The following is a 23347-nucleotide window of genomic DNA, read 5'->3' on the forward strand; positions in this document are numbered from 1 at the left end:
TATTAGGTAAGGAAACCATTGATCAGGAGAGAGATGTCTAATGAATACAAATAAAAATGAAAAATTCAATGCAAAGACCGAAACACAAGACGGCGTGTGCACGGTATATCTTACTGGCGAACTGGATTTGTCGGTAGCTCCTGAATTTCGTTTGGTCATGGAGCCACTTGTGGACAACAAGGAGCAGGATTTGATTATTAACATGAAGGACCTGAAGTATATTGATAGCACAGGGATTGGAATCCTGTTATCTGTTCTGAAAGCAAGGCATGGAATGGAGGCTCGTTTTGAAGTACAAGAAGTTCCTGCACAGATTCAGAAGCTTTTTGATATGACGGGTATTGCCAAATTCTTTGTCTCACAGAAGAATTCCCAATAGGAAAGGATCGAAAAAGGAATGAATGCAGAAGTTCAAAGAGTCACCCTAAACTTACCGGCGACAGCTGATTACGTGGATATTGTACGACTGAATCTTTATGGTGTAGCGTCCAAAATGGGATTTTCTTATGAGGACATTGAGGACATGAAAGTGGCCGTATCTGAGGCTTGTAACAACTCTGTACTATATGCCTACTCACACGAAGGTGGCATGGTGGAGGTTGTTTTTGAAGTGGACAGCGAAACACTGGCTATCACAGTCAAGGACGAAGGTGCAAGCTTTGAAAACGTCAACCCGGCAGTATCACGCGCAGGCCTTCATGACACTGAGCTGACAGATGCCCAAATTGGTGGACTCGGATTCTATCTGATGCAAGCCCTGATGGATGATGTCAGTGTGGAAAGTGAGACGGGCAAAGGTACGAAAGTCGTACTCGTAAAACGTCTTGCAAGAAGTGAGGAGAAAGTATGAACGAAAAAGTGACTCCCCCAGAGTCCATGTCTGAATCCGTAGGTTTGATCTGGGAATACCAGCAGACCAAGGATAATGAAATTGCAACAGTTCTTATCCGCAAATATGAACCGATGGTGAAGATGGCAGCAGGCAAGATTGCCCGGAATCGTCCGGATCTGTACGAAGATTTGTATCAGACTGGCCAAATGGCTCTGATCCGGCTTCTGCAGCAGTACGATATTAACCTGGGCATCCCGTTTGAACCTTATGCTATGAAAAGCATGATCGGTCATATGAAGAACTACCTTCGGGACAAATCCTGGTATATTCAGGTACCTCGACGAATCAAGGAAAAAGGCGCACTTGTTCAGCATGCCATTGATGAATTGACGGTGAAGTTTGAACGTTCACCAAGCGTGGATGAGATTGCTGAATACCTTGACCTGACCCCAGAGGAAACCATCGAAGTGTTAGCTGGTCGGGAATGTTATCACTACGTCTCACTGGATTCTCCATTATCTCAGGATGAAAGTGCAGCAACGCTTGGTGAATTGATCAGTGCAGATGTAAACGACTTTGATTCGGTGGAGAAGCGGATGGACTTGCAGCAGGCATTGGGACAGTTGAAGGAACAGGAGCAGAAGGTGCTAATTTTGGCCTTCCAGGATGGTCAGTCTCAACGGGCGATAGCTCAGAAATTGGGTGTATCCCAGATGAGTGTTTCCCGAATTCAGAAGAGAGCTACTGAAAAACTGAAACAGATCATGTCTAATGCTTCAATGCTATGAGATGTGAATCCCTGATGTTGTTAAGTACGGCATAAGAAGGACACGTGATTCCACTGGAATACATACGTGTCCTTTTTTGAAATTTGTTTTGGATGTGTTGTTTATTATGAAACCAGGAGTGATGTTGTGACGGTGGATCGGGTCAAGCTGGCAGCCAGGCGTGACAAATTATCATTTTCGGAGCAGTGGGATTGGTGGGACTGGGTGGCACCAGAAGATGAGGATATGGCCGAAGTGATGGAGGGACTTATTGAAGAGTTTCCAGAGATGCAATACTTCCTTCGTAAGATCCCGGAGGTACATTCCAATTACCTGTCTGTACGATATTTGAACGGGACAGATCCGGTTATATTTGGTTCACTTCTATATGCAGTCAAAAATGAGAAAGATAGCGTACGCAAGGATAATCAGATGTTTTTCTATGTCGACCAAAAAAGTTTAGTAACAATTAATTTGGATGATAACACCAGAGGAATTATGAATACGGGAGAACGCTCGGCGATGCTGCAGCAGTGTAACACAGCTCGTGATGGGATGTTTGTTCTGTTCCGGGCCATATTGCACTACTATCATGTGGGCATGGATCAGTTCGAAATGCATTTGCGTGAACTGGAACGGAAGATGGAATCGCGCAATGCTCGAACCTTGATGGATCAAATTCTTGAAGCGCGGTTTGAGCTTTTATATTGGAGCAATCTGTTTATCCCTTATTCTGAATTAATGGCTGCAGCGCGGGAGGCCTATCTGGATGATATTGAGGACAGTCGTTTCTTCAAGCAGCTGCAGCACCGGATCGAGCGTATGGAGCGTCTCTTTCAGCACTATGAAAAAGAAATCGATACACTCATTTCTATAGATAATGCGACTTCCGGTGTTCGTGGTAACGAGATTATGAAGACACTAACCATTGTCACTTCGGTCTGTACGCCCGCAACGGCTGCCGGTGCAATCTGGGGGATGAACTTCGAGAACCTGCCTTTGATAGACAAGACATGGGGGGTTGTATTGGTCATCGCACTCATCCTCGCCAGCATGGCTAGCATGTATGTATGGATGATGATGAAAGGCTGGACCGGAGATCTGTTGAAGTTGAAGCCCACACAGCGACCGGCTGATGACCCCGGGAAACGGGGCAATTCCGTGCGGAAGGGATGATGGCTCTTAACCTAGCTCTTGTAATCTTCGATGTATCCAAGCAGATCTGCAATGTATTGTCCCACAATCGGCATGTTTACAAATTGACTGAGTATAAGACCTAAGAGACCAAGGACAACAAAGGTTCCGAGGGTAAGTCCAAGTCCTCTCGCCATACCCGCAGTAAAATTGGTGATGATCCGTTTTTTGGGACTGGTGTAATTCTCGATAATATCCTTGATCTGTGCCTTTTCCAAACTGTCCGCAAGCTGATCCAGACGTGTGTTCAGTTTTTTGACTTCATGGCGCAATTCAAAGGGATGCTCTGCCGTATCATACTGCTGCGATGGTTTGCTTCCAGTAACGGGGGTATTTCCGTTTAATGTGACTTTGCTCATGTGAGTCCTCCTCCTATTACAATGGATGAAAAATAGCCAGCTGAAACTCAGCTGGCTATTGACCATTCGCTCAAGCCCTTACAGGCTGGTCGAATTCAGCTCTTTTCGTGTATCTTCTTTTGCTTCCTCGGAAGCGGAAGCAACTTCGCTGGTCGCTTTGGAAGCTTCATCTGCCACATCGGCGGAAGCTTTTCTTACCGATTCCATGACGTCGTTACGGCCTTGGTTCACCGTTTTTGCGATATCGGAAGTTTTGGTAGAAACAGTTTTAGCCAATTCGGTAGCCTTGTCACTGACAACGGCAGCAACTTCTTTGGTGCGGTCGGTAACCATACCAACCTTCTCGGAAAGATCGCCGCGAAGTTCGCGTCCTGGTTTAGGAGCGAAGAGCAATGCTGCTGCTGCTCCCAGCAAGCCACCGATGAAAATGCCTTTTGCGAAAGTCGAACCGCTTTGTACAGGATATTGATCTTCTGCTTTATTCATGTCTAATCACTCCTTCTTCATATTAAAAAACGTTTACGAAACAACGAACACCTTGGTGACCGATCAGGCAGCCTGTCTGAACAGCCTGGACACAAGTCCCAGCAAAAGGACAAAGAGCGCTGTACCAATAATGGCAGGGATCACGGCGAAATTACCGATAACGGGTCCCCAATTACCAAGCAGCAGTGCACCCAGCCAAGCTCCCACAAATCCGGCAACCATGGCTCCAATGATGCCTCCAGGCATATTGTGACCGGCAAGTGCATCTCCGATGAGGCCGATGATAACTGCCAAGATGATGCTGAGAATAATGCCCCACATAACAACCGCCTCCTTTACACTTGATGCAGGATGTTGTCTGTTCGCGTTTGCTTACTTCGTATATAAACGCCGTGCATCAAGCTGAAACAACTGAAGCAGATATGGGCATCCTGGAATTTGAAGGGATTTCAGATCATTCGTTTGATTGCACCAATCATGCACACAAGCCAGGCCAGTCCGGCAACGAATCCGGCAAATACGTCTGTAGGATAATGCACGCCGAGCATAATCCGGCTAATTCCGATGAGACCGATAAAACCTATACCGCAGACAATAGGCAGCATCATGGAGGCAGACCGCGTCTGTCGTTCAATGGCCCAGATGACAAAAAACATGCCGTAAAATCCCATGGAAATCATGGCGTGACCGCTGGGGAAGCTATATCCATGCACCGCCATTAAATGTTCGAGTTCAGGCCGGCTTCGACGGAAAATTTCCTTGAGCCCTGTGTTAAGCAGCCACATGACTGCAAAGCTGCCCAGAACTACATAGCCATAGATGGAGTATCGTGAATTACGGTGCATAAAGAAGAGGACCGCTGCACAGGCTGCGGCTAATGCCGAGATCTTGAAAGAACCAATGGCAGTAATGAAGGAAATGACAGGCAGAAGTGCAAGACGAGATTCAGAATGGAGATAAAACCAATGTTGAATTCGTTCGTCTAATTGAATAATAAAATGAGTCCCCAGCCAGGCACCTAATATGGCCAAAACAATGACTAGAGCAGAACTGAACAAAACACCTACTCCACTCCAGACAAAAAGGGAGCGCCAGGCTATACGTGGGGAATTTCTAAATAAAGAGGAATTGCTTTCACGCAGCATAAATGATATCTCCTTCAAGATGGGATTGGTTAAACATTCCAGATTGCTATAGGCTTACCCGAAAATCATGTCGAAAAAACTGAAAAAACATCGCATTTGTACTATAATTTAAAGATATCCCATGCGGCGTATTGACGCAAAGCAGAGATGAGACTGGGGCATAAAGGAGAGAACTCGCATGGAGAGTGCGTTGTTAGTTAAAGAATATCGTGCAGGCGTGATGGAATGCGCCCACTTTGGACACATAAGCATCACGAATGAAAACGGAGATGTCGTTTATTCGGCAGGAAATCCACATTTCAGAGCGTTTACCCGCTCATCTGCCAAGCCTTTTCAGGCCATTCCAGGCATTCGAGCAGGCATTGCAGCCCACTATGGGTTAACCTCCCAAGAAATTGCGATCATGGCATCTTCCCATCGTTCGGAGCCAGAGCATATTAAAGTGCTGGAGAAATTATCGGCCAAACTTGGATTGGGAGAAGAATGCCTGATTTGCGCGGCAAGTTATCCATTGAATGAGGATAGCCGAAATCAATGGCTGCGTAATCAAGGAGAGAAGCGAAGAATACTGCATAATTGTTCGGGGAAACACCTTGGCATCCTGGGTTACAGTCAGATGAAAAACTTCGATCTGGACAGTTACGCGGAGCGGGAGCATCCGGTGCAGCGTGAAATTCTGGCAACGATGGCGGATATGGCTGGAATTGAGCAGAAGGAAATTGAACTCGGGACGGATGGCTGCGGCTTTCCGGTATTTTCGTTGCCTTTATCGGCGTTGTCGAATGCATATCTGAAGCTGGCTTGCCCGGATCTAATTGAAGATGAACCGACACGCTCGGCAGTGGAAACCATTACGTCTGCCATGAATGATCAGCCTCTTATGGTTGGTGGAACCGGACGAGTTGATTCGGTGCTTCTGGAAGACAGCAATATTGTTGCTAAAGGCGGCTTCAAGGGAGTATTCGGTTTTGCACTGAAAAAGGAAAGGCTCGGGATCACCTTTAAAGTGCTCGACGGATCTGAAGATGAATGGGCATGGATTGCTAAATCAATCCTTGAGCAGATTGGATATTCCAATCGGACAACCATTGAACGACTAGCGCAAGTGTTTCCTCCCGAGATTCGCAATGATGCCGGAAATATTGTGGGACATGCGGATTGTGAATTCGTACTTCACTCACCTGAATAAAGCGTATAACCATAAGCTAGGGGCGTGATTAGAATCCCCGGACCCCGGGTAAAGATGAGATACCAACAGGTATTTATCTAAGCATTCATATACACGCAAGACCTGCTGTCAGATGTAGGCAGCAGCTCTAAACCCTTGGAGGTGGATGAACATGATTAAAGTAGTGACATCGGAAGAAAGGCACACGTCGGATCGAGGTTGGATACACAGTGAGTTCAGCTTTTCTTTTGCAGATTATGACGATCCAAGCAATGCGCATTTTGGTTGCCTGCTGGCTCATAATGACAACACGCTGATGCCGCAGGAAGGCTTTAAACGACATCCACATCATGACCTGGAAATTGTAAGCTACGTAATATCCGGTAGGCTTAAGCATACGGACAGCATGGGAACCGAACAGGTACTTGAACCGGGAACGGTCCAGGTGATGAGCGCAGGCACCGGTGTGGAACATTCCGAGACCAATCCGTCCGAGGATGAACCGGTACGTTTTCTGCAGATGTGGTTCCTGCCATCCCAGCGCATGCTGAAACCATCGTATACGAATCGGCAATTTGACCCGCAGGAGCAGTTGAATCGACTGTGCCCTGTTGTATCCGGACAGGGAGTGGAGGGAGCCGAAGGCGCGCTTCCAATTTCACAGGATGTGACCTGTTATCTGACCCAATTGGAGTCCGGTAAAAAAATCATGTATCCACAGCATGAAGACAGACGCACACATCTTTTTCTGATCAGTGGTCATGTGGATATCGCCTGTGCGGATGGTAATTTCAATCTGAAGCCAGGGGATGCTGCCCGTATTCGGAAAAGCTGTGATCTGCAGATTACGAGTACAGGAAGCGAAATGGCGGAATTCGTACTGGTCGACTTGCCTTAACTTGCTTAAATGACAAGTCATGCTAAGCAAATGAGGGTATCAAGTAACAAAAAGACAAAAAGGACCTGTTCTCCCTTTGGTGGAGGCAGGCCCTTTTTATTTGGTGAATGAAGATGGGTGCTTTTAAGCTTTACGCAGGTTCCCCAGTTCGGAAGCAACAGCTTCCACTTCGGAAATACTGAGATGCTCCTTGCTCATCACCATCTCATACAGATCATGCAAATCCTCATATTTGTCGAGGGGGAATGCCGAAGCCTGCATGGCCGCACCGCTGGCCATCCGCAGCTTGGTTTTGATCGCTTCAATCATATATTCCATGTTGGCCGCGTTCGGTTGTGTCAAATCCATCGTTATGTCCATCCCTTCCGTATCGGAAACTGTTGTCATTGTATCATGATTGGACAGGCACAGGCCAATGTTTTGCGGGAATCCCTCTGTATCGGATAAAATGAAAAAAAACAATACTCATTCACAATGCTTTTGTGCGTGTAAAGGAGGGAAAAAGATTGGCAGCATACAAGCGTGAGATGGTGCGCCACCAGAGTCGAGAAACTCCAAAAGGTGTGCCTGGAGAAGACCTGGTTTTATTTTTCAAACACATTTATGAGCAGCATTCACCTGATGAAATAACGTTTGTCTGCATTGGAACGGATCGTTCATCGGGAGATGCACTTGGGCCTCTGACAGGAAGTCTGCTAGAGGAGCACGGAGTGGGTCATGTTGTAGGAACGCTAGCAGCACCTTGCGATGCAGATACACTGGAGAAACGGATGTCTCAGATCCCGGCACATCATGCCATTGTTGCTATTGATGCCTGTCTGGGTCCAAAGCATGCCACAGGTACATATTATCTATCGAATCACGCGTTGAATCCGGCACAGTCCGTAGGGGGGAAGCTGCAGCCTGTTGGACATTATAGTGTGGCAGCTGTAGTAAACGTCAATGGTCCCAGGCCCTATTCCATCCTGCAGATGACTTCGCTTCACCTCGTCATGAACATGTCCCGAACGATCGCTGATGCAGCATTTGCGGCGAGGAAAATGCAATAAACGTTTCATTCATGGGATGAAAGCTTAATAATATACAACTTGAACGACAAGAAGTTGGTTATATACAATGAATATAATCAATTCAATTCGCGCAGAGAGAGGGATTCATATGGAAAAAGTGATATGTGATGGAACGACGATATGTTATGCCGAACAAGGCAAGGGAGAAGCACTTATTCTGCTTCACGGATACTGCGGCAGCTCATCCTATTGGGATGAAGTTGTGCCGGAGCTTGCACGTCATTATCGCTGCATCGTACCCGATCTGCGTGGACACGGTAAGACGGACGCCCCTATGGGAACATACACAATAGATCAAATGGGCAATGATGTTCTGCAATTAATGGATGAGCTGAATGTGGACAAAGCTGTCCTGCTTGGACACTCCATGGGAGGATATATCGCCCTTTCCATCGCTCAGCGTCATCCGGAACGACTAAAAGCCTTTGGTTTGATCCATTCTACCGCATATCCGGATAGCGAAGAGGGCAAGGAAAAGCGTCTTCGTGCAGTATCGGCCATTCAGACGGATGGTATTGTAAGCTTTGTGGATGGATTGGTTCCAGGATTGTTTGCTCCTGAACATGTGGAGCGGTTATCGGCAAAAGTATCACGTGTCAAGGAAATCGGGTACCAGACCGCACCTCAGGGTGCAGCTGGAGCCGCACTGGCCATGCGTGAACGTCCGGATCGCCGTGATGTTTTATCGGCTACACCGCTACCGGTTTTGCTGGTCGCAGGTGAAAAAGACTCCGTGATTCCGCCGGAACGCACGTTTACGAGCGATAAACCGCATATTGTACAAGCGGTCATTGCCGGGGCGGGCCACATGAGCATGTATGAAGCACCCGAACAGTTGATTCAGGTCATTAGTCAATTTATGAATGGTTTACCGAAGGCGTAAATCGCTGAAGTCTTTATTTTCAGCAGAGTCGATCATTCAGCATATATCGTTAGCCTAGGAAACCCCCGAGATGTCTCTACAAGACGACGGGGGTTTCTTTTTGCATCGTGGAATCCAAGAGGAGGTCCTTTTTTGGCTTTTTGATAGGGCATGAATTAAACTAGCAATAATGGATGATGATCCGAATGAGCGAATGAGGGGGCATATTTGATGTTCAGAAAAGACTATCTGCTCCGCATGATGGAGGAAATGACCGAGGCGATTGGCAAAGCATTTACACTCAGACAACAGCGGAAACACACGGAGGCACTTTCGGAATTGGACGAGTTGCTTCGCAGGCAGTTTGGCATGAATTTGTCTTTGCTGAATTCTCTCCCTGCAGAGGATGTCATTGAAATGTTTCGTTTTCGCGGAGTCATTGAAGTGGACAATTTGCAGCAAGCCGCACGGCTGATCGAAGAGGAAGCTTATATTTATGGAGAGAAGGCCAGAGTGGAAGGCATCGATGACCAGGAGAAGCAGGATTCAGAGGATGAAGGACTCATCCGGTTAATGAAGTCATTACACTTTTATCTGTATGCCCTGAATCATGGTGCCAACCCGAAGCTGCTGGATGCACCGAAGCGCGTGCAATCGATATTGGAACAAACGAAAGAATACGAACTTCCTGCCCGTACGGAGAAACAGCTTGCGCTGTATCAAGAACAACATGGGCGATATGATCTGGCCGAGAACAGCTGGTACCGCGTTCTGCGGGTAGGTGAGGGGCATCCCATGAATTATCGCGAAGATGTGAAGGCCTTTTACGAACGATTGAGCAAGCTTGAAGATGGGCAACTGGAACAGGGCGGCCTGCCACGTCAGGAAGTGGAGGAAGGTCTCGCTGAACTCATCCGCTAAGCAGCGAACCAAACAGGACATAAATGAATAAGGCTTGTTAGGTGTCTTCACTTGGAGCGGCACCGGAATTGTGGTATGGTTACGGTTGACCAAACCAAATCGAAAGTGAGATGTACCCCGTGGATTCATTGCGAAAGCTTATACAAGACATCTTTGAGCAGAATTCGCTGATTACAGCGACCTGGAGCCAGCTGCGCAGACGGGACAATGTCTCGTATACCAAAGTGCAAGTCAAGCCGGTAACGCTGAAGAATCAGCTGCATTATCAATTCGCATTTCATTATAACAACAAAGTGCTGCACGAGAATTTGACTCCGGCTGAAGCGATAGAACGCATGACTTTGCTGTGCGAAGAGACGTTTCGTCAAGGGCTCCTCTGTACGACAGAGGCAGATTATCAAATTTTGATCAGCAAAAAATATAAAGTATCCATACTGACCAAATCTCCATCCAAGACGTCGGTGGATCTCTCGCATAACCGCAAGAAGCAATACGTGCTGGAAGAGGGAGTCCCTGTCTCGTTCCTGGTTGAGCTGGGCATTATGAATGAAGAGGGCCGGGTATTGGCCCGCAAGTACGATAAGTTCAGACAGATCAATCGTTTCCTCGAAATGGTACAGGATGTCATTCCGTATCTGCCTGAGGGACGTCCGCTTACCATCGTTGATTTTGGCTGCGGGAAGTCTTATCTGACCTTTGCCTTGTATCACTACTTGTCGGTACAACAGCGCAGATCGCTGAAGATCATCGGTCTTGACCTGAAAGCGGATGTCATTGAACATTGCAACGCTCTTGCACAAAGGCTGCACTATGGTGATCTGAAGTTCCTGGTTGGTGATATTGCTGACTACGATGAGCTGAATGAAGTGGATATGGTCGTGACACTGCATGCCTGTGATACGGCAACCGATGCAGCACTGGAGAAAGCTGTCCGCTGGGGCGCTTCAGTCATACTGTCCGTACCGTGCTGTCAGCATGAGCTGTTTGACCAGATCGAATCTCCGGTAATGAATCCGTTATTGTCCCATGGTATTCTGAAGGAACGCTTCTCCGCCCTGGCAACAGATGCCATTCGTGCGAAGCTTCTGGATCTGATGGGTTACAAAACGCAACTGCTGGAATTCATTGATATGGAGCATACACCCAAAAATATTCTGATTCGTGCTGTGCGTGGACAGGCGGGGCAAACGGCTGATATGTGGAAGGAATACACGGAGTTCCGTGATTTCATACATGCGGATCCGTACTTGGAACGGGCTTGTGCAGACCTGCTGCCAGGTGGTGCCAATCCGATTGAAACAGCAGAGGGCGATGTAACGGAACAAAATACAGATCGTTCGAACGGGAAATCGACAACCAGCTCGGACTCTTGTGACCACTGCTAGTGTCGCAAAGCGCTAACCCTAATTGGCGGATGGTCTGCCATCTCCAGGAATGGACATACTGGTATGAGGGTCCCGTTATGGAAACGAATAAACGATTGTGCTTTATATGAATGAAAATGATGACGGCTAGACATAAGACAGGAGACCCTATGAGGATCTTCTGTCTTTTTTTATATATCATGAGTGCTGAGTGCGAATGAAATGCAGCATGGGAGATTTGCAATGTTTGTTCAATAAAAGAAGATGGGAAGGAGGTAGGCAGTTGCAGCAGCAGAGAAACAGCGATCACATGGTAGAGCATCAGCAGGGTAAGAATCGAGCGGAAATAAAGATGAATGTATGTTGCACTGTGCCAAAATCTGTTTCAGATGCAGGAGACCTGAACTTACGTTGCAGGTTTAAACAAGCGAAGACGAAGAAGACGTTTGGGTTGGATACATCGATATTAACGATGATATTGGGCGTGATGGGTATGATCATGTTGTTGGCTGCATGTCTGGGTCGGGGGCTATATTTTCCCTCCGATGTGTACGGGGTCATTTTGCTCTCTTCGGGGAGCCTTCTCATGGGAGTGATCATGCTTCTTCTGTTACGTGTACAGCGGAGTAAGAAAAATAACGCACTGAAAAATTGCCTAAGTTGCGATATTCACAGTAATGAAGAAATGAAAATAAGATATTGGCATATGCATCTTAATGGCTGGATCATCTGGCCCATCATCATGATGGTTTGTTATGGCCTGCATGCCTGTTTGGGTTCTGTAAGCACACAGGGCAGCATGGATGAAATGCTGCGGTGGAGTTTGCTGGCTATCTTTGCCCTGCTCGCAGGGATGCTGGCTTCGTGTGCACACGGCGTGCGATGGTTCGCTGCGGGATGGCAGGCTGCAGGCAGCCTGCTTGTGTTCAGCGGCCTGCTTGCAGTGTGCGGCGTACTGCCGCTGCCTTTCGCGGTCATGCGAACCGCTGACCCCGAGATCAGCTCCGCCGGTGCGAGGCTCGGCGGACTGCTGCAGTACCCCAATGCGTACGGCGCCGTTGCCGGCATGTACGCATTGGAGCGGCTCACTGCAGTCGCGCGTGCCATGGCCCGTCCCGTGACGGCCGGGCACCTTATCGCGGCAGCGCTGCCGCTTATGCCCGCGCAAGCCGCGCTCCTGCTGAGCGAGTCGCGCGGCGCCTGGCTGGCGACAGGCATCGCCGCCGCCAGCGCCTTCGCTTGGCAGCGGCGCGGAGACCGCCTGCCGCTGCTGCTGGCCATGGCCGCGCCCCTGGCGAGCGCGGCCTGGCTGTACCGCCAGCTGGCTGCTGCCCAGCTGGCGCCTGCACCCGTGCCCGGCCTGCTGGCACTGGCCGGGGCATGGGCAGCTGCGCTGCTCGGCACGCTGCTGCTGTGCCGCCTGTGGCACAGCGGCGCCAGGGCACGCGCCGCTGCCTTAACGGCCATGGCAGCGGCGGTTACTACCGCCGCCATGCTGGCCGTGGCCTCCACCGCCGAACGACTCGCGGCAGGTGTCGGCACCGGGCTGTCCCGCCTTCGCATGTGGCGGGACGCCCTGGAGCTCTGGTCCGGGGCCGCATGGCTTGGCCACGGGGGAGATACATGGCGCAGCATGTTCCGCGCCATTCAATCCTCGCCGTATGTCGGAGGCGAGGTCCACAACGGCCTGATCGACATTGTTCTTGATACGGGCCTGATCGGCCTAATCATGATCTGCGCCTGGTTTGCTTTTACCATTCGTCATACCGTGAAATATGCAGCAGGCTTAATGCCTTCCGTGCTTGTTTTCGTTTTGCATGGAACCATGGATTTTGACTGGAGCTTCACATTGGTATGGATGCTGTTTATCTGGCTGGGAGCATGGTCATACGCATATAAAAATGAACAGCGTATAGGCACTGCGGACGAGCATGCCATAATCCAGGCGAGAGAGGTACCAGCAGTTCTTACGAACGAACGCTCAGTACAACCATCGCTTCTGTCCAACGGGTTTTCATATCAGGCTATCCGAACCATGCGGACAATACCATGGTTGACTGCCCTGGCCATCCTGATTTGGCTTGGGGGAACAGTCTGGCTGGCGGGGCGTAATACCCTGGCGGAAGTAGAGTATCATTTGGTTAGATCTGCACCACAAGAAATGATTCAGCGTAGGGCCGAGTTGACATCTGCATTTCAAGCGAATCCATACCGACCGGAGATTGCCATCTCTCTTTCACGTACTCTTTCAGCCAATGATGCAGAGAAATTGCTGCTGAGCAGCTTGTCCCACTCCCCGGCAGAGCCGCAGCTCTACCAGGAACTGGGGAAGCTTGCAGCCCAAGCAGGGCAGGGAGCACAGGCTGGCAAGTACTTTGAACAAGCAATTGCATTGAATCGGTATGATACCCATATTCAGTCCGCTGCCTTGTACTGGATGATTCATGCATCACGTCAGGAATGGGCTGCCGGTTATACGAACCGAGCCAGGCAGACCGCCGCTGCAGGTGTGCGAATGTATGAGCATTACGAACAGTTGAATGCAAGAGTGGCTGCAGCGAAGGTACGTAATGATCGCCAATTCACCTTAGATGACAATGCTGCCATTTACATCACTCATCTACGTATTCTTGCATCGACTGCCGTTCCTTAAGGATGCCAGACAAACAAACCACCTGGGTTTAACGCCGCCCGTTTCTGCTTCTCTTAAACATGAATAATGGCAAGTGCTTCTCAAGGAACATTTCCTTGTTTCTGTGTGTGCTTTTTCCTGTAAGAAATGCGTTGAATCTTTGAACGTCTGTATTCTACAGACGATATCCGCCAAATGCCTGCTGGAATGCTGCCTGAAGCGGTTCGATGTCCACATTCCATAGAGAAGCTATATCTGCACTGACGTCATTGTTCCACCACTCGCATAACTTCTTTCGATTATCCCGGTTTTCACCGATCCAGAGCAGGTTGGCAATCACTTTTCCATAATAGAGTTCTTCCGCCTGTTTCATCTGATCGGGAGAAATGTAGACTTTCAGCCGTTTCGCTGTCCGGTACAGCTCCTTACTGCAAGCTCTGCGAATCCCTCTCGCGGAAGGTAGCTTCTGGCTTGGATTGCTATGTTTGACCGGGGGAGTGCCGGGTGTTGATTTGGGTGACATCTTCTCACGCTCCTCTCCCGATACCATATGCGAAGGATGACTTGCAGGACACTAACCCGGGTCGATGAAGTAGCAACAAACTGCAGCCCTGTGCTAAAATAGGGGACGAACATCCATGGTGCTGCGGAGCACCGCCAATCAGGATGAAGAAAGAGGGTCGAGATGGACGTTATTCATAACATTGTCGGTCAATTGTTCGACTGGATTCAGAGCCTTGGATACTTTGGGATTATGCTGGGATTAATGCTCGAAGTCATCCCCAGTGAAATTGTACTGGCATATGGAGGATTTCTCGTTTCACAGGGCAATATCAATTTCTTAGGTGCAATGATATTCGGTACCGTGGGCGGTGTAGTAGCCCAGCTCTTTATTTACTGGATTGGCCGTTATGGCGGCAGACCTGTACTTGAACGTTACGGAAAATACATACTGATCCAGAAAAAACACATCGACCATTCCGAGGAGTGGTTTCGCAAGTACGGTACAGGTGTCATTTTCACGGCGCGTTTTGTTCCGGTTGTGCGTCATGCCATCTCGATTCCTGCAGGCATATCTAAAATGCATACAGGCAGGTTCATTCTGCTGACAACACTTGCTGTTATACCTTGGACTGCATTGTTTATATATTTAGGGATGGTACTCGGAGACCAATGGGAACATATTAACGAAAAAGCTGCACCTTACATTATGCCGATTCTGCTCGTTGCACTCGCACTTATGATTATTTATGTACTTATTAAATGGATGAATGTTCGAAAAAAGAGAGGAAGTGTCTAGTTATGGGTAAACCAAACTTGTCTCACAAATTCGGTAAGGGTCTGCCGCCGAAGGAATTCATTGAGAGCATGACCAAGAACCAAAGCGAATTTCAAAAGAACTATGACAGCTTCACATGGCCAAGCGAAGAGGATCGCGAGTTTTTCGAGAGCTTGAACCACCGCGATGATCTGCGCGTTTTGATTTTGGCTGCTGACTGGTGTGGGGATGTTGTTCGCAACATACCTGTGGTATTCCAGGCGCTGGAGATCTCGGGCATTCCAACCGAAGTTCTGATTATGGAAAATCATCCTGAAGTGATGGATGAATTCCTTACAATGGGCGGCCGTTCCGTACCTATCGTTATTTTTGCCGATACGGGCGGACATGTGCTGGGCCAATGGGGACCGCGCCCTCAGCATGTACAGGAAGTGATGGTTGAATTCAAACGCGAGAACCCGGATCGTGATGCAGCTGATTATCAGGAGAAGATGGCTGTAGTACGTCAGGAAATCGGTAAACGCTATGGGGAAGGAACGGAGTCGCATGCAGTCATTATTCGTGAGCTGCGTGAACTGATTTCGGGTTACTAATCCAAGATGCTTAACATTCGTACATTTACACTCGGCCCGCTCCAGACGAATGCATATCTGCTGCAGGGGGAAGATCCGGGGAAAGCCGTTATCATTGATCCGGGCATGAACCCGGGGTCGCTGCTCAAAGCCATTCAAGACCTGGAAATTGAAGCGATTTTACTGACACATGCTCATTTTGATCATATGGGCGGTGTGGACGAAATTCGCAAATTGAAAGGCTGTCCAGTCTATTTGCATGATCTGGAGAGTGACTGGCTCACCTCTCCCAAACTGAATGGATCGTTGAACTGGCCGCAGGCTTCACCGCCTCTTTCGACAGATCCTGCAGAATATGCGATGGATGAAGGACAGACTCTCCAGTTTGTTGGGCATACATTTAAGGTATATCATACACCTGGACATTCCCCAGGCAGCGTAAGCCTGCTGTGTGGTAATGATTTGTTTGCAGGAGACGTTCTGTTCCGTATGGGCGTAGGGAGAACGGATCTGACGGGTGGACGGGAGCGAGACTTGATCGATTCGATTCAAAACAAGCTGTATACCTTTGCTGATGAAGTGAAGGTATACCCAGGTCATGGCCCTAAAACAACCATCGGTTATGAGAAGCAGAATAATCCTTACGTTTCCGCAAGATGATCGACATTTAAGTAAAGAAAGTCTGGACAAGTGACAATTTTTTCATTAGAATAGCAATTAGTTGTTACAAGCGTTAAGGCATCATCTAACTAAAGCTTTAAATAGCAGTACCCTAACTTGCGAAGCACGCAGACTGTGGTCTATACCCGGTTTGCGTTCTTTTTTTATTTTCAGCAATATTGGCAAGGGAAGAGTCATCCAGATACAACCTACATAAGAAAAGTCATTGTAATGCAGACAGCTTTGGATCTGAATAGCAAGTACGTGGAATGTATCCTTAGAACGTAGTATTTAATTGTGAAGCATGAGGAACAAGAGAGCGGGGAGAAGAAGTGGAGAAAAAGCGCGTTATACCTTTTGAACACCGTGCCAAGTATTCAGCAATGGAAGAGACTCGCCGGGTGATGGATACGGGCAAGCTTGAATTAGCAACGGATCGTCCGCAACTACATAGCTACAGAAGCAAGGCAACAAATGAACCTTTGGAACAGCAGCAAAATATATGGAGAAGTCGAGTTTTGAGCAGTGGAGCCCGCAACCAGCCGTGGTTCGACAAGCTGCAGGAATACCGGAATGAAGTCTGATTGCCCGGGAAATTGTCGGCTTCAGATTTTTTTGTAATTCATTTGAACGTTTATGCAGACACTGTCGTATTAACTCAAGAATGAACGGGAAGCAGAGGTGAAAAACCAGATGGAAGCAGCCGAACTGGAAGAGGTCCGCAGGGCAGCAGCAGGAGATGATGCTGCGCTGGCGGCGCTGCTTCAACGTCATTATGCTTTCGTGTACAAATACTTGGTCAAGGTTACGATGGATCCTAACGCTGCTGAAGAAACCGTTCAGGATACGATGATTCGATGTATGGAGAATATTCATCGTTATGACGGTTCGTCTGCCTTTTCATCCTGGATGATTACCATTGCTACACGCATCTATATTGACAAGACAAGGCGTAAGAAAAGAGAAAATGGCTGGTTGGATATGATCCGTAATGAGGCCGTTAGACGATTTCGATGGCAGTTTGAGAGCCGGAATGAAGAATGGACGGACGTCATGGATGCCATGACCAGATTAACGCCGGAACACCGTGTTGCTGTACTGTTGAAGCACTATTATGGCTATGGTTATGATGAGATTGGGGAAATGCTCGGTATTCCAGCCGGAACGGCGAAATCACGAACGGCCTATGGCCTTCGTCAATTGAGAAAGGAGTTGGAATAAGCATGAGCAGGACGGATGAACAAGATGAGCAAGAGCTCCTCGAACGACTGCAGCAGCAGATGAAAGTGCTGGATGAAGCATATGAGCCAGTGAGTGTACCTTCATTAGCCTCGCTGGAAGTGCAGGTCAGAGAACGAAGACGAATCAAACGCCGCAAGAACCTGATCGAGATGATTTTGTTCTGGGTGATCGGGCTGATGGTCATTGCTTCTGGGGCGCTGCTGTTCCTGTCTGCTCCAGCTCTTTATGTGGGTATCCAGGCTGTTGGTGTAGCGGCAGCAGTGACAGCAGCAATCATATGGGCGGGCAAACATCGGAAGGAGGAGGCTTCTCATGAATAATATGCATTATTCGTTGAATGAGATTTCTCCAATCTGGATGATATTGATTGCAATCCTTTTGTTCGTGCAAGGGACATGGATTTTTCAGGATGCACGTAGACGTGGGCGTTTCCCCTGGTTATGGGGATTATGGGGGATCACCGGATTCCCGACACCACTCATTGTATATTGGTTCATAGTTATTCGATCAGGTCGCAGACGGTCCTAACCTATATAATGGACGAATGATAATCTGGTGATAAAAAAAGATTTTGCACAAATATGTTGCTTAATTCTAGTAATCGTAGACATCGTTATTCTTTTCTAGTAGACTATACAAATAAATATGAAAGATAGACTACCAGGAGGTTAGACGATGCTGCGATTAGGAGAAAAGGTTGTCATCGTCGCGGATGCGTTTGAGCAGAATCTTCCTGTGGGGGAATATGGTTACATCATCGCTTATGACCGGAATCCGGACAATGCGTTCGATTACGTGCTTCGAGTGCCGCAGGTGAACCGGAACTTTTTTGTTCCATCCGGCGACGTCGATCTGGAAGAGGTTCTGCTGAAGCAGGAAGCTGAGCGGGTCGAGCGAGAAGCGTTGATAGATTACGCCCTTGCGACACACAACGAGAAACTGTTTCATCATCTGATGAACGGAGATATTCAAGCTGTGGAAGAGGAAGAGGAAACCGCGAACGATGTTATGTCACAGGCGGATTTTATAAAGCAGGTTAATCTGCGTGCATGGATTTAAGATCTAGAGAGTCGGCTGATGCCGGCTCTTTTTTGATTATTGCATGAGCTCTGTGGATTGGGGTTATTTTGCTTATTAGACAAGTCAGGTCATTTGCATTGAATTGTCGAACCATCTCCCCTATAATGAAAAAAGTTATCTTGGGACTTTAGCCCGTTAAACGAGCGATTCGTTTCAGGCAGTTTCGGGAAGTTGAACGAAATGAAGGAGGCATCCGGAAATGAGTATTTCGAATAATGACGTTCAGCATGTGGCCAAGCTGGCCCGGCTCAATTTGACTTCTGAAGAAGAACAGACGCTTACAGGACAGCTGAACGCAATTTTAAAATATGCAGAGAAGCTGAATGAGCTGGATACAGAGAACATTGAGCCAACGACTCACGTTCTGCATGTCAGCAATGTGATGCGCGAGGATGAAACGAAAGAAAGCCTGCCAATCGAACAGGTGATGCGCAATGCACCGGAAGAAGAAGACGGGCAGTTTAAAGTGCCTGCTGTAATGGAATAACGGATAACCGGAAGGAGGACGAAATACCGTGAGTTTATTTGAACAATCGTTGCCTGAGTTACATAACAAGCTGCACGCCAAGGAATTGTCGGTCAGCGACTTGGTGGACCAAGCATATCAGAACATTAGTGCACGTGAAGACAAAGTTAAGGCATATCTTGCGTTGGATGAGGAACAGGCTCGTTCCCGTGCGCGTCAGCTGGATGACCGGCTCGTCAGTGGCGAGGAGAAAGGTTTGCTCTTTGGATTACCGGTAGGTATTAAGGATAATATCGTTACGAACGGACTGCGCACGACATGCGGCAGCCAGTTTTTGCGCAACTTCGACCCGGTGTATGATGCAACGGTTGTCGAAAAGCTGAGAGCTGCAGATACGGTGACGATCGGTAAACTGAACATGGATGAATTCGCCATGGGCGGTTCGAATGAAAATTCAAGTTTCTATCCTGTGCGCAACCCATGGGCGCTGGATCGTGTTCCAGGTGGCTCCAGTGGTGGTTCTGCAGCCGCAGTAGCTGCAGGCGAAGCGTACTTCACGCTTGGCTCAGACACGGGCGGTTCCATTAGACAACCTGCTTCATATTGTGGCGTTGTCGGCATGAAGCCAACTTATGGACTCGTTTCGCGTTTTGGATTGGTTGCATTTGCATCCTCATTGGATCAGATCGGACCACTGACGAAAAATGTTGAAGATTCTGCTTATGTACTGCAAGCAATCGCCGGCTATGATGCCAAAGATTCGACATCTGCAAAAGTAGAGATCCCGGACTACTTGAGCGGACTGACAGGTGATGTCAAAGGTCTGCGCATTGCCGTACCGAAGGAGTACATTGGAGAAGGTGTTGATCCGCAAGTTAAAGAGACCATTCTCTCTGCCTTGAAAGTGCTTGAGGGACTCGGTGCCACTTGGGAAGAGGTATCCCTTCCGCATACCGAATATGCGGTGGCTACGTATTATTTGCTCGCTTCTTCTGAGGCTTCTTCCAACTTGGCTCGGTTTGACGGCGTGCGCTATGGCGTACGTGCAGATAACCCGGACAACCTGCTTGATCTGTATCACCAATCCCGCAGCCAAGGCTTTGGTCCGGAAGTGAAGCGTCGTATCATGCTCGGGACATATGCGCTCAGCTCGGGTTATTATGATGCCTATTACCTGAAAGCTCAAAAAGTGCGTACATTGATCAAACAGGACTTCGATGACGTATTTGCCAAATATGATGTCATTATTGGACCAACTGCACCTACAACCGCATTTAAACTGGGTTCCCAGGTGGATGATCCACTCACCATGTATCTCAATGACATCCTGACCATTCCGGTCAGTCTGGCAGGCGTACCTGCAGTGAGCATCCCGTGCGGCTTCTCGGATGGATTGCCTGTTGGCATGCAGATTATTGGTAAAGCCTTTGATGAAACGACTGTACTGCGCGTTGCGCATGCGTTTGAACAAAATACAGAATTCCACAAGCAGCGTCCGCAGCTGTAGACTGCCCGGAACGGAGGAATATTGAAATGTCTGCATCTAAATATGAAACGGTCATTGGACTTGAAGTCCATGTGGAGTTGCATACCAACTCCAAAATCTTTTGCGGCTGTTCCACGGCCTTTGGAGCACCACCAAACACCCATACTTGTCCCGTCTGTCTCGGACATCCGGGCGTATTGCCTGTACTGAACCGTCAGGCTGTGGATTATGCCATGAAAGCAGCGATGGCCCTCAACTGTACCATTGCTGATGTCAGCAAATTCGATCGCAAAAACTATTTCTATCCGGATTCACCAAAAGCCTACCAGATCTCACAATTCGATCAACCGATCGGTGAGAACGGGTGGATTGATATTGAAGTAAACGGAGAAACGAAACGAATTGGTATTACCCGTCTTCATCTGGAAGAAGATGCAGGTAAGCTTACTCACGTGGATGGCGGCTATGCTTCATTGGTTGACTTCAACCGTGTGGGTACACCTCTCGTGGAGATTGTATCCGAACCGGAAATTTCTTCGCCGGAGGAAGCCCGTGCATATCTGGAAAAATTGCGTGCGATCATGCAGTACTGCGATGTGTCGGACGTAAAAATGGAAGAGGGCTCCCTCCGTTGTGACGCCAACATCAGTTTGCGTCCGCATGGGCAGGAGAAGCTGGGAACAAGAGCAGAACTGAAAAACATGAACTCTTTCCGTGGCGTTCAGCGCGGTTTGGAATATGAGCAGTTCCGTCAGGCTGAAATTCTGGATGACGGCGGCGAAGTAGTTCAGGAGACGCGTCGCTGGGATGAAGCGCAAGGAAAAACGCTGACCATGCGTGGCAAAGAGCAAGCGCACGACTATCGCTATTTCCCGGATCCGGATCTGGTGAAGCTGCATATTGATGCTGCCTGGAAGGAGCGAATCAAAGCTTCGATTCCGGAGCTCCCTGACGAGCGCAAAGCACGTTATACGGCTGATTACGGATTGCCCAATTATGATGCAGAGGTGATCACTTCATCCAAAGCGGTTGCTGATCTTTTTGAAGACAGCCTGAAATATACGCAGGATGCCAAAGCCGTATCCAACTGGATTATGGGCGACCTGCTTGGTTATTTGAACAACAGCAACCTGGAATTGTCTCAGGTGCCTCTGACGGGTCAGGGACTCGGTGAGATGATCGGATTGCTGGAGAAAGGCACGATTAGCAGCAAAATCGCCAAAACCGTCTTTAAGGAAATGCTGGAGAGCGGCAAGCTTCCACAGCAGATCGTTGAGGAAAAAGGTCTTGTACAAATCAGTGACGAAGGTGCCATTCTTGCCATTGTAGAGCAGGTTGTTGCGAACAACCCTCAATCCGTGGAAGATTACAAGGCAGGCAAACAGAAAGCGATCGGCTTCCTGGTAGGACAGGTTATGAAAGAAAGTAAAGGCAAGGCTAATCCGGGTCTGGTTAATCAACTGCTTGCAGATGTACTGAACCGCTAATCCATCCGGTGAGGCCGGACAGAAAGAGGCTCGTCCCTGTGACAGCCTCTTTTCTTATTTTTATAAGGCAAACAGATGTGGTAAATAATCATGTACAGGTGTAATCGAATTCAGTTGCATACGAAGGAGATGAGGGCGAGAATGAAGATTCAATTACTGTCACTGAATGATCTGGAGACCACAGGACAGCTATGGCGGCTTCAGCATGTAGCCTATCGGCTGGAAGCGGAGATGATTGGTTTTCAGGAAATTCCGCCTTTGATGGATACGATCGAATCTCTGCAAAGCTGCGGAGAGACCTTTTACGGTTGCCTGGATGATGAAGAAGAACTCCTGGGTGCTGTTGCAGTGGCGGAGGAAGAGAAGGACACATTGACGATCACACGTATGATGGTGCACCCCGAGCATTTTCGCAAAGGAATTGCAGCTGCATTGATGAGACATGTGTTCGAGCAGTACCCGGATCTTCCGCGGTATATCGTATCAACAGGTACATTGAACCAACCGGCTGTCAATTTATATACCAAATTCGGTTTCATCCCCGTAGAGGTTACGCCGATTGCACCAGGTGTGGAATTAACGACATTTCATAAGAATAAACATTAATTATGTGAATTTTTTGAAGGAGGAATACCAGTTTTGGGCAATCCTTGGTTTATCGATGAGTGGCACATTTTATTGCGATTATTACTAGCCATGCTGCTTGGAGGACTTGTAGGTCTGGAGCGTGAGCGTTCCAATCATGCTGCTGGTCTGCGTACCCACATTCTGGTCTGTCTCGGGTCTGCACTGATCATGATGTTGTCTGTTTATGGTTTTAAGGATTTTGCCAATGAATTAAATGTGCGGATTGATCCGGCTCGTCTGGCTACAGCGGTTATTACGGGTGTCGGCTTCCTGGGAGCGGGTACGATCCTGTTTACCGGAAAGTCCATTACAGGACTTACCACCGCGGCTTCGATCTGGGTTGTAGCAGCCATTGGGCTGGCAGCAGGCGCGGGATTCTTTTTTGCCTCCATCGTATCTACGGTTCTGGTACTGCTCAATCTGTGGGTGTTCAACAAGCTGGAGCTCAGGTATATACGAGGAAACAAGCTGCATGTCGTCACGCTGCATACGTTGTCTGAACCCGGCTTCCTGGAGCAGGTGTCTTCATTCATGGAGCAGGAAAAGATTAAAATACGCAAAATTACAGTCAATGAGCAGGATCTGGCTTTTGCCGAGGTCATTTCGGTTGAACGAAAGGTTGAGATTGTACTCCACGTGCATGTACCACATGAACTTAATACAGTGCAGCTGGTAACTAAGCTAAGGCAGTGGGAGCATGTGACCAAAGTATCCATAGAATAAATCGTTAAACCCTCCTTAGGCCTGTTG

30 protein-coding genes are annotated in these 23347 nt (G+C 48.3%); 24 read left to right on the top strand and 6 right to left on the bottom strand.

What is annotated here, in order from left to right; translation table 11 throughout:
• The first annotated feature begins 40 nt into the window (after positions 1 to 40).
• The 4 genes from CHI14_RS25625 (at position 41) to CHI14_RS25640 (ending at position 2775) form a co-directional block, all read left to right on the top strand.
• On the top strand, positions 41 to 379 hold the full coding sequence (locus tag CHI14_RS25625) for an STAS domain-containing protein (protein ID WP_095292456.1): 339 nt from the start codon (positions 41 to 43) through the stop codon (positions 377 to 379).
• Positions 380 to 397: 18 nt separating this feature from the next.
• Positions 398 to 850: an anti-sigma B factor RsbW gene (gene rsbW / locus CHI14_RS25630; protein WP_095292459.1), complete on the top strand. Its 453-nt coding sequence runs from the start codon at positions 398 to 400 to the stop codon at positions 848 to 850.
• Positions 847 to 1620: a sigma-70 family RNA polymerase sigma factor gene (locus tag CHI14_RS25635; protein WP_095292462.1), complete on the top strand. Its 774-nt coding sequence runs from the start codon at positions 847 to 849 to the stop codon at positions 1618 to 1620. Before rsbW ends, CHI14_RS25635 begins: the two co-directional genes overlap by 4 nt.
• A 126-nt stretch (positions 1621 to 1746) precedes the next feature.
• The gene (locus CHI14_RS25640; RefSeq protein WP_249281239.1) at positions 1747 to 2775 is read left to right on the top strand and encodes a magnesium transporter CorA family protein; all 1029 of its coding nucleotides are present in this window, start codon (positions 1747 to 1749) and stop codon (positions 2773 to 2775) included.
• A gap of 11 nt (positions 2776 to 2786) precedes the next feature.
• Here CHI14_RS25640 and CHI14_RS25645 read toward each other — a convergent pair whose 3' ends face one another.
• The 4 genes from CHI14_RS25645 to CHI14_RS25660 all read right to left on the bottom strand — a co-directional run bounded on the left by CHI14_RS25645 (position 2787) and on the right by CHI14_RS25660 (position 4783).
• Positions 2787 to 3152 (bottom strand): DUF5665 domain-containing protein, encoded by a 366-nt coding sequence (locus CHI14_RS25645; RefSeq protein ID WP_095292464.1) that lies wholly within the window; start codon positions 3150 to 3152, stop codon positions 2787 to 2789.
• Between the two features lie 78 nt (positions 3153 to 3230).
• Positions 3231 to 3638, bottom strand: coding sequence for a YtxH domain-containing protein (locus tag CHI14_RS25650; protein WP_095292467.1), 408 nt, complete (start codon positions 3636 to 3638; stop codon positions 3231 to 3233).
• 63 nt (positions 3639 to 3701) lie between these two features.
• Entirely contained in the window at positions 3702 to 3959 is a 258-nt protein-coding gene (locus CHI14_RS25655) for a GlsB/YeaQ/YmgE family stress response membrane protein (protein WP_095292470.1), read from the bottom strand.
• A gap of 128 nt (positions 3960 to 4087) precedes the next feature.
• Positions 4088 to 4783 (bottom strand): phosphatase PAP2 family protein, encoded by a 696-nt coding sequence (locus CHI14_RS25660; RefSeq protein ID WP_095292473.1) that lies wholly within the window; start codon positions 4781 to 4783, stop codon positions 4088 to 4090.
• A gap of 178 nt (positions 4784 to 4961) precedes the next feature.
• Between CHI14_RS25660 and CHI14_RS25665 the strand changes: the two genes are divergently transcribed.
• Both CHI14_RS25665 and CHI14_RS25670 read left to right on the top strand, forming a co-directional pair.
• Positions 4962 to 5972, top strand: coding sequence for an asparaginase (locus tag CHI14_RS25665; protein WP_095292476.1), 1011 nt, complete (start codon positions 4962 to 4964; stop codon positions 5970 to 5972).
• Positions 5973 to 6123: 151 nt separating this feature from the next.
• A complete protein-coding gene (locus tag CHI14_RS25670; protein ID WP_095292479.1) occupies positions 6124 to 6849 on the top strand; it encodes a pirin family protein in 726 nt (241 codons plus the stop codon).
• A gap of 123 nt (positions 6850 to 6972) precedes the next feature.
• Here CHI14_RS25670 and CHI14_RS25675 read toward each other — a convergent pair whose 3' ends face one another.
• Positions 6973 to 7197: a DUF1128 domain-containing protein gene (locus tag CHI14_RS25675; RefSeq protein ID WP_095292560.1), complete on the bottom strand. Its 225-nt coding sequence runs from the start codon at positions 7195 to 7197 to the stop codon at positions 6973 to 6975.
• Positions 7198 to 7355: 158 nt separating this feature from the next.
• On the opposite strand from CHI14_RS25675, the gene yyaC reads away from it, so the two are divergent.
• From yyaC to CHI14_RS25700, 5 genes are all read left to right on the top strand, one after another.
• Positions 7356 to 7898, top strand: coding sequence for a spore protease YyaC (gene yyaC / locus CHI14_RS25680; protein ID WP_249281240.1), 543 nt, complete (start codon positions 7356 to 7358; stop codon positions 7896 to 7898).
• 109 nt (positions 7899 to 8007) lie between these two features.
• Complete coding sequence (locus CHI14_RS25685; protein WP_095292483.1) at positions 8008 to 8802, top strand: alpha/beta fold hydrolase; 795 nt, start codon at positions 8008 to 8010, stop codon at positions 8800 to 8802.
• A 210-nt stretch (positions 8803 to 9012) separates the two neighbouring features.
• Complete coding sequence (locus CHI14_RS25690) at positions 9013 to 9702, top strand: DUF6483 family protein (RefSeq protein WP_095292486.1); 690 nt, start codon at positions 9013 to 9015, stop codon at positions 9700 to 9702.
• A gap of 110 nt (positions 9703 to 9812) precedes the next feature.
• Positions 9813 to 11087: a class I SAM-dependent methyltransferase gene (locus CHI14_RS25695; protein ID WP_249281241.1), complete on the top strand. Its 1275-nt coding sequence runs from the start codon at positions 9813 to 9815 to the stop codon at positions 11085 to 11087.
• A 430-nt stretch (positions 11088 to 11517) separates the two neighbouring features.
• Entirely contained in the window at positions 11518 to 13719 is a 2202-nt protein-coding gene (locus CHI14_RS25700; protein ID WP_170948275.1) for an O-antigen ligase family protein, read from the top strand.
• 154 nt (positions 13720 to 13873) lie between these two features.
• On the opposite strand, the gene CHI14_RS25705 is transcribed toward CHI14_RS25700, so the two are convergent.
• Positions 13874 to 14221: a dehydrogenase gene (locus tag CHI14_RS25705; protein WP_095292492.1), complete on the bottom strand. Its 348-nt coding sequence runs from the start codon at positions 14219 to 14221 to the stop codon at positions 13874 to 13876.
• 162 nt (positions 14222 to 14383) lie between these two features.
• Between CHI14_RS25705 and uptA the strand changes: the two genes are divergently transcribed.
• From uptA to CHI14_RS25770, 13 genes are all read left to right on the top strand, one after another.
• Positions 14384 to 14998: an undecaprenyl phosphate transporter UptA gene (gene uptA, locus CHI14_RS25710; protein WP_095292495.1), complete on the top strand. Its 615-nt coding sequence runs from the start codon at positions 14384 to 14386 to the stop codon at positions 14996 to 14998.
• A gap of 2 nt (positions 14999 to 15000) precedes the next feature.
• Complete coding sequence (locus CHI14_RS25715; RefSeq protein ID WP_095292497.1) at positions 15001 to 15570, top strand: thioredoxin family protein; 570 nt, start codon at positions 15001 to 15003, stop codon at positions 15568 to 15570.
• A 6-nt stretch (positions 15571 to 15576) separates the two neighbouring features.
• On the top strand, positions 15577 to 16209 hold the full coding sequence (locus tag CHI14_RS25720) for an MBL fold metallo-hydrolase (RefSeq protein WP_095292500.1): 633 nt from the start codon (positions 15577 to 15579) through the stop codon (positions 16207 to 16209).
• 332 nt (positions 16210 to 16541) lie between these two features.
• Positions 16542 to 16793, top strand: a complete 252-nt coding sequence (locus tag CHI14_RS25725) for a hypothetical protein (protein WP_095292503.1) — start codon at positions 16542 to 16544, stop codon at positions 16791 to 16793.
• A 109-nt stretch (positions 16794 to 16902) separates the two neighbouring features.
• Positions 16903 to 17430 carry an RNA polymerase sigma factor SigY gene (gene sigY / locus CHI14_RS25730; protein WP_095292506.1) on the top strand — a complete coding sequence of 176 codons (528 nt, stop codon included), beginning with the start codon at positions 16903 to 16905 and terminating at the stop codon, positions 17428 to 17430.
• Positions 17431 to 17432: 2 nt separating this feature from the next.
• Positions 17433 to 17771 carry a DUF5345 family protein gene (locus CHI14_RS25735; protein ID WP_095292509.1) on the top strand — a complete coding sequence of 113 codons (339 nt, stop codon included), beginning with the start codon at positions 17433 to 17435 and terminating at the stop codon, positions 17769 to 17771.
• Positions 17764 to 17979, top strand: coding sequence for a hypothetical protein (locus tag CHI14_RS25740; protein ID WP_249281242.1), 216 nt, complete (start codon positions 17764 to 17766; stop codon positions 17977 to 17979). The genes CHI14_RS25735 and CHI14_RS25740 overlap by 8 nt, the downstream gene beginning before the upstream one ends.
• Before the next feature lie 147 nt (positions 17980 to 18126).
• Complete coding sequence (locus tag CHI14_RS25745; protein WP_095292512.1) at positions 18127 to 18510, top strand: ATPase; 384 nt, start codon at positions 18127 to 18129, stop codon at positions 18508 to 18510.
• A gap of 220 nt (positions 18511 to 18730) precedes the next feature.
• Positions 18731 to 19018 carry an Asp-tRNA(Asn)/Glu-tRNA(Gln) amidotransferase subunit GatC gene (gene gatC, locus CHI14_RS25750; RefSeq protein ID WP_095292515.1) on the top strand — a complete coding sequence of 96 codons (288 nt, stop codon included), beginning with the start codon at positions 18731 to 18733 and terminating at the stop codon, positions 19016 to 19018.
• Between the two features lie 28 nt (positions 19019 to 19046).
• A complete protein-coding gene (gatA, locus tag CHI14_RS25755; RefSeq protein ID WP_095292518.1) occupies positions 19047 to 20504 on the top strand; it encodes an Asp-tRNA(Asn)/Glu-tRNA(Gln) amidotransferase subunit GatA in 1458 nt (485 codons plus the stop codon).
• 26 nt (positions 20505 to 20530) lie between these two features.
• Positions 20531 to 21970 (top strand): Asp-tRNA(Asn)/Glu-tRNA(Gln) amidotransferase subunit GatB, encoded by a 1440-nt coding sequence (gatB, locus tag CHI14_RS25760; RefSeq protein WP_095292521.1) that lies wholly within the window; start codon positions 20531 to 20533, stop codon positions 21968 to 21970.
• Positions 21971 to 22111: 141 nt separating this feature from the next.
• The gene (locus CHI14_RS25765) at positions 22112 to 22576 is read left to right on the top strand and encodes a GNAT family N-acetyltransferase (protein ID WP_095292524.1); all 465 of its coding nucleotides are present in this window, start codon (positions 22112 to 22114) and stop codon (positions 22574 to 22576) included.
• A gap of 33 nt (positions 22577 to 22609) precedes the next feature.
• Positions 22610 to 23320, top strand: a complete 711-nt coding sequence (locus tag CHI14_RS25770) for an MgtC/SapB family protein (RefSeq protein WP_095292527.1) — start codon at positions 22610 to 22612, stop codon at positions 23318 to 23320.
• The last annotated feature ends 27 nt before the right edge of the window (positions 23321 to 23347 follow it).

Source organism: Paenibacillus sp. 7516, from assembly GCF_002272715.1.
GTDB lineage: Bacteria > Bacillota > Bacilli > Paenibacillales > Paenibacillaceae > Paenibacillus > Paenibacillus illinoisensis_A.

Excerpts from the sequence above, each read along its gene's own strand:
- rsbW (WP_095292459.1), top strand. The coding sequence starts at position 398 with ATGAATGCAGAAGTTCAAAGAGTCACCCTAAACTTACCGGCGACAGCT.
- CHI14_RS25685 (WP_095292483.1), top strand. The coding sequence starts at position 8,008 with ATGGAAAAAGTGATATGTGATGGAACGACGATATGTTATGCCGAACAA.
- CHI14_RS25745 (WP_095292512.1), top strand. The coding sequence starts at position 18,127 with ATGCTGCGATTAGGAGAAAAGGTTGTCATCGTCGCGGATGCGTTTGAG.
- sigY (WP_095292506.1), top strand. The coding sequence starts at position 16,903 with ATGGAAGCAGCCGAACTGGAAGAGGTCCGCAGGGCAGCAGCAGGAGAT.
- CHI14_RS25695 (WP_249281241.1), top strand. The coding sequence starts at position 9,813 with ATGTACCCCGTGGATTCATTGCGAAAGCTTATACAAGACATCTTTGAG.
- CHI14_RS25650 (WP_095292467.1), bottom strand. The coding sequence starts at position 3,638 with ATGAATAAAGCAGAAGATCAATATCCTGTACAAAGCGGTTCGACTTTC.
- CHI14_RS25705 (WP_095292492.1), bottom strand. The coding sequence starts at position 14,221 with ATGTCACCCAAATCAACACCCGGCACTCCCCCGGTCAAACATAGCAAT.
- gatB (WP_095292521.1), top strand. The coding sequence starts at position 20,531 with ATGTCTGCATCTAAATATGAAACGGTCATTGGACTTGAAGTCCATGTG.
- CHI14_RS25625 (WP_095292456.1), top strand. The coding sequence starts at position 41 with ATGAATACAAATAAAAATGAAAAATTCAATGCAAAGACCGAAACACAA.
- CHI14_RS25670 (WP_095292479.1), top strand. The coding sequence starts at position 6,124 with ATGATTAAAGTAGTGACATCGGAAGAAAGGCACACGTCGGATCGAGGT.
- CHI14_RS25690 (WP_095292486.1), top strand. The coding sequence starts at position 9,013 with ATGTTCAGAAAAGACTATCTGCTCCGCATGATGGAGGAAATGACCGAG.
- CHI14_RS25660 (WP_095292473.1), bottom strand. The coding sequence starts at position 4,783 with ATGCTGCGTGAAAGCAATTCCTCTTTATTTAGAAATTCCCCACGTATA.
- CHI14_RS25720 (WP_095292500.1), top strand. The coding sequence starts at position 15,577 with ATGCTTAACATTCGTACATTTACACTCGGCCCGCTCCAGACGAATGCA.
- CHI14_RS25635 (WP_095292462.1), top strand. The coding sequence starts at position 847 with ATGAACGAAAAAGTGACTCCCCCAGAGTCCATGTCTGAATCCGTAGGT.
- CHI14_RS25665 (WP_095292476.1), top strand. The coding sequence starts at position 4,962 with ATGGAGAGTGCGTTGTTAGTTAAAGAATATCGTGCAGGCGTGATGGAA.
- CHI14_RS25675 (WP_095292560.1), bottom strand. The coding sequence starts at position 7,197 with ATGGATTTGACACAACCGAACGCGGCCAACATGGAATATATGATTGAA.
- CHI14_RS25740 (WP_249281242.1), top strand. The coding sequence starts at position 17,764 with ATGAATAATATGCATTATTCGTTGAATGAGATTTCTCCAATCTGGATG.
- CHI14_RS25735 (WP_095292509.1), top strand. The coding sequence starts at position 17,433 with ATGAGCAGGACGGATGAACAAGATGAGCAAGAGCTCCTCGAACGACTG.
- CHI14_RS25765 (WP_095292524.1), top strand. The coding sequence starts at position 22,112 with ATGAAGATTCAATTACTGTCACTGAATGATCTGGAGACCACAGGACAG.
- CHI14_RS25655 (WP_095292470.1), bottom strand. The coding sequence starts at position 3,959 with ATGTGGGGCATTATTCTCAGCATCATCTTGGCAGTTATCATCGGCCTC.
- uptA (WP_095292495.1), top strand. The coding sequence starts at position 14,384 with ATGGACGTTATTCATAACATTGTCGGTCAATTGTTCGACTGGATTCAG.
- gatC (WP_095292515.1), top strand. The coding sequence starts at position 18,731 with ATGAGTATTTCGAATAATGACGTTCAGCATGTGGCCAAGCTGGCCCGG.
- CHI14_RS25715 (WP_095292497.1), top strand. The coding sequence starts at position 15,001 with ATGGGTAAACCAAACTTGTCTCACAAATTCGGTAAGGGTCTGCCGCCG.
- CHI14_RS25645 (WP_095292464.1), bottom strand. The coding sequence starts at position 3,152 with ATGAGCAAAGTCACATTAAACGGAAATACCCCCGTTACTGGAAGCAAA.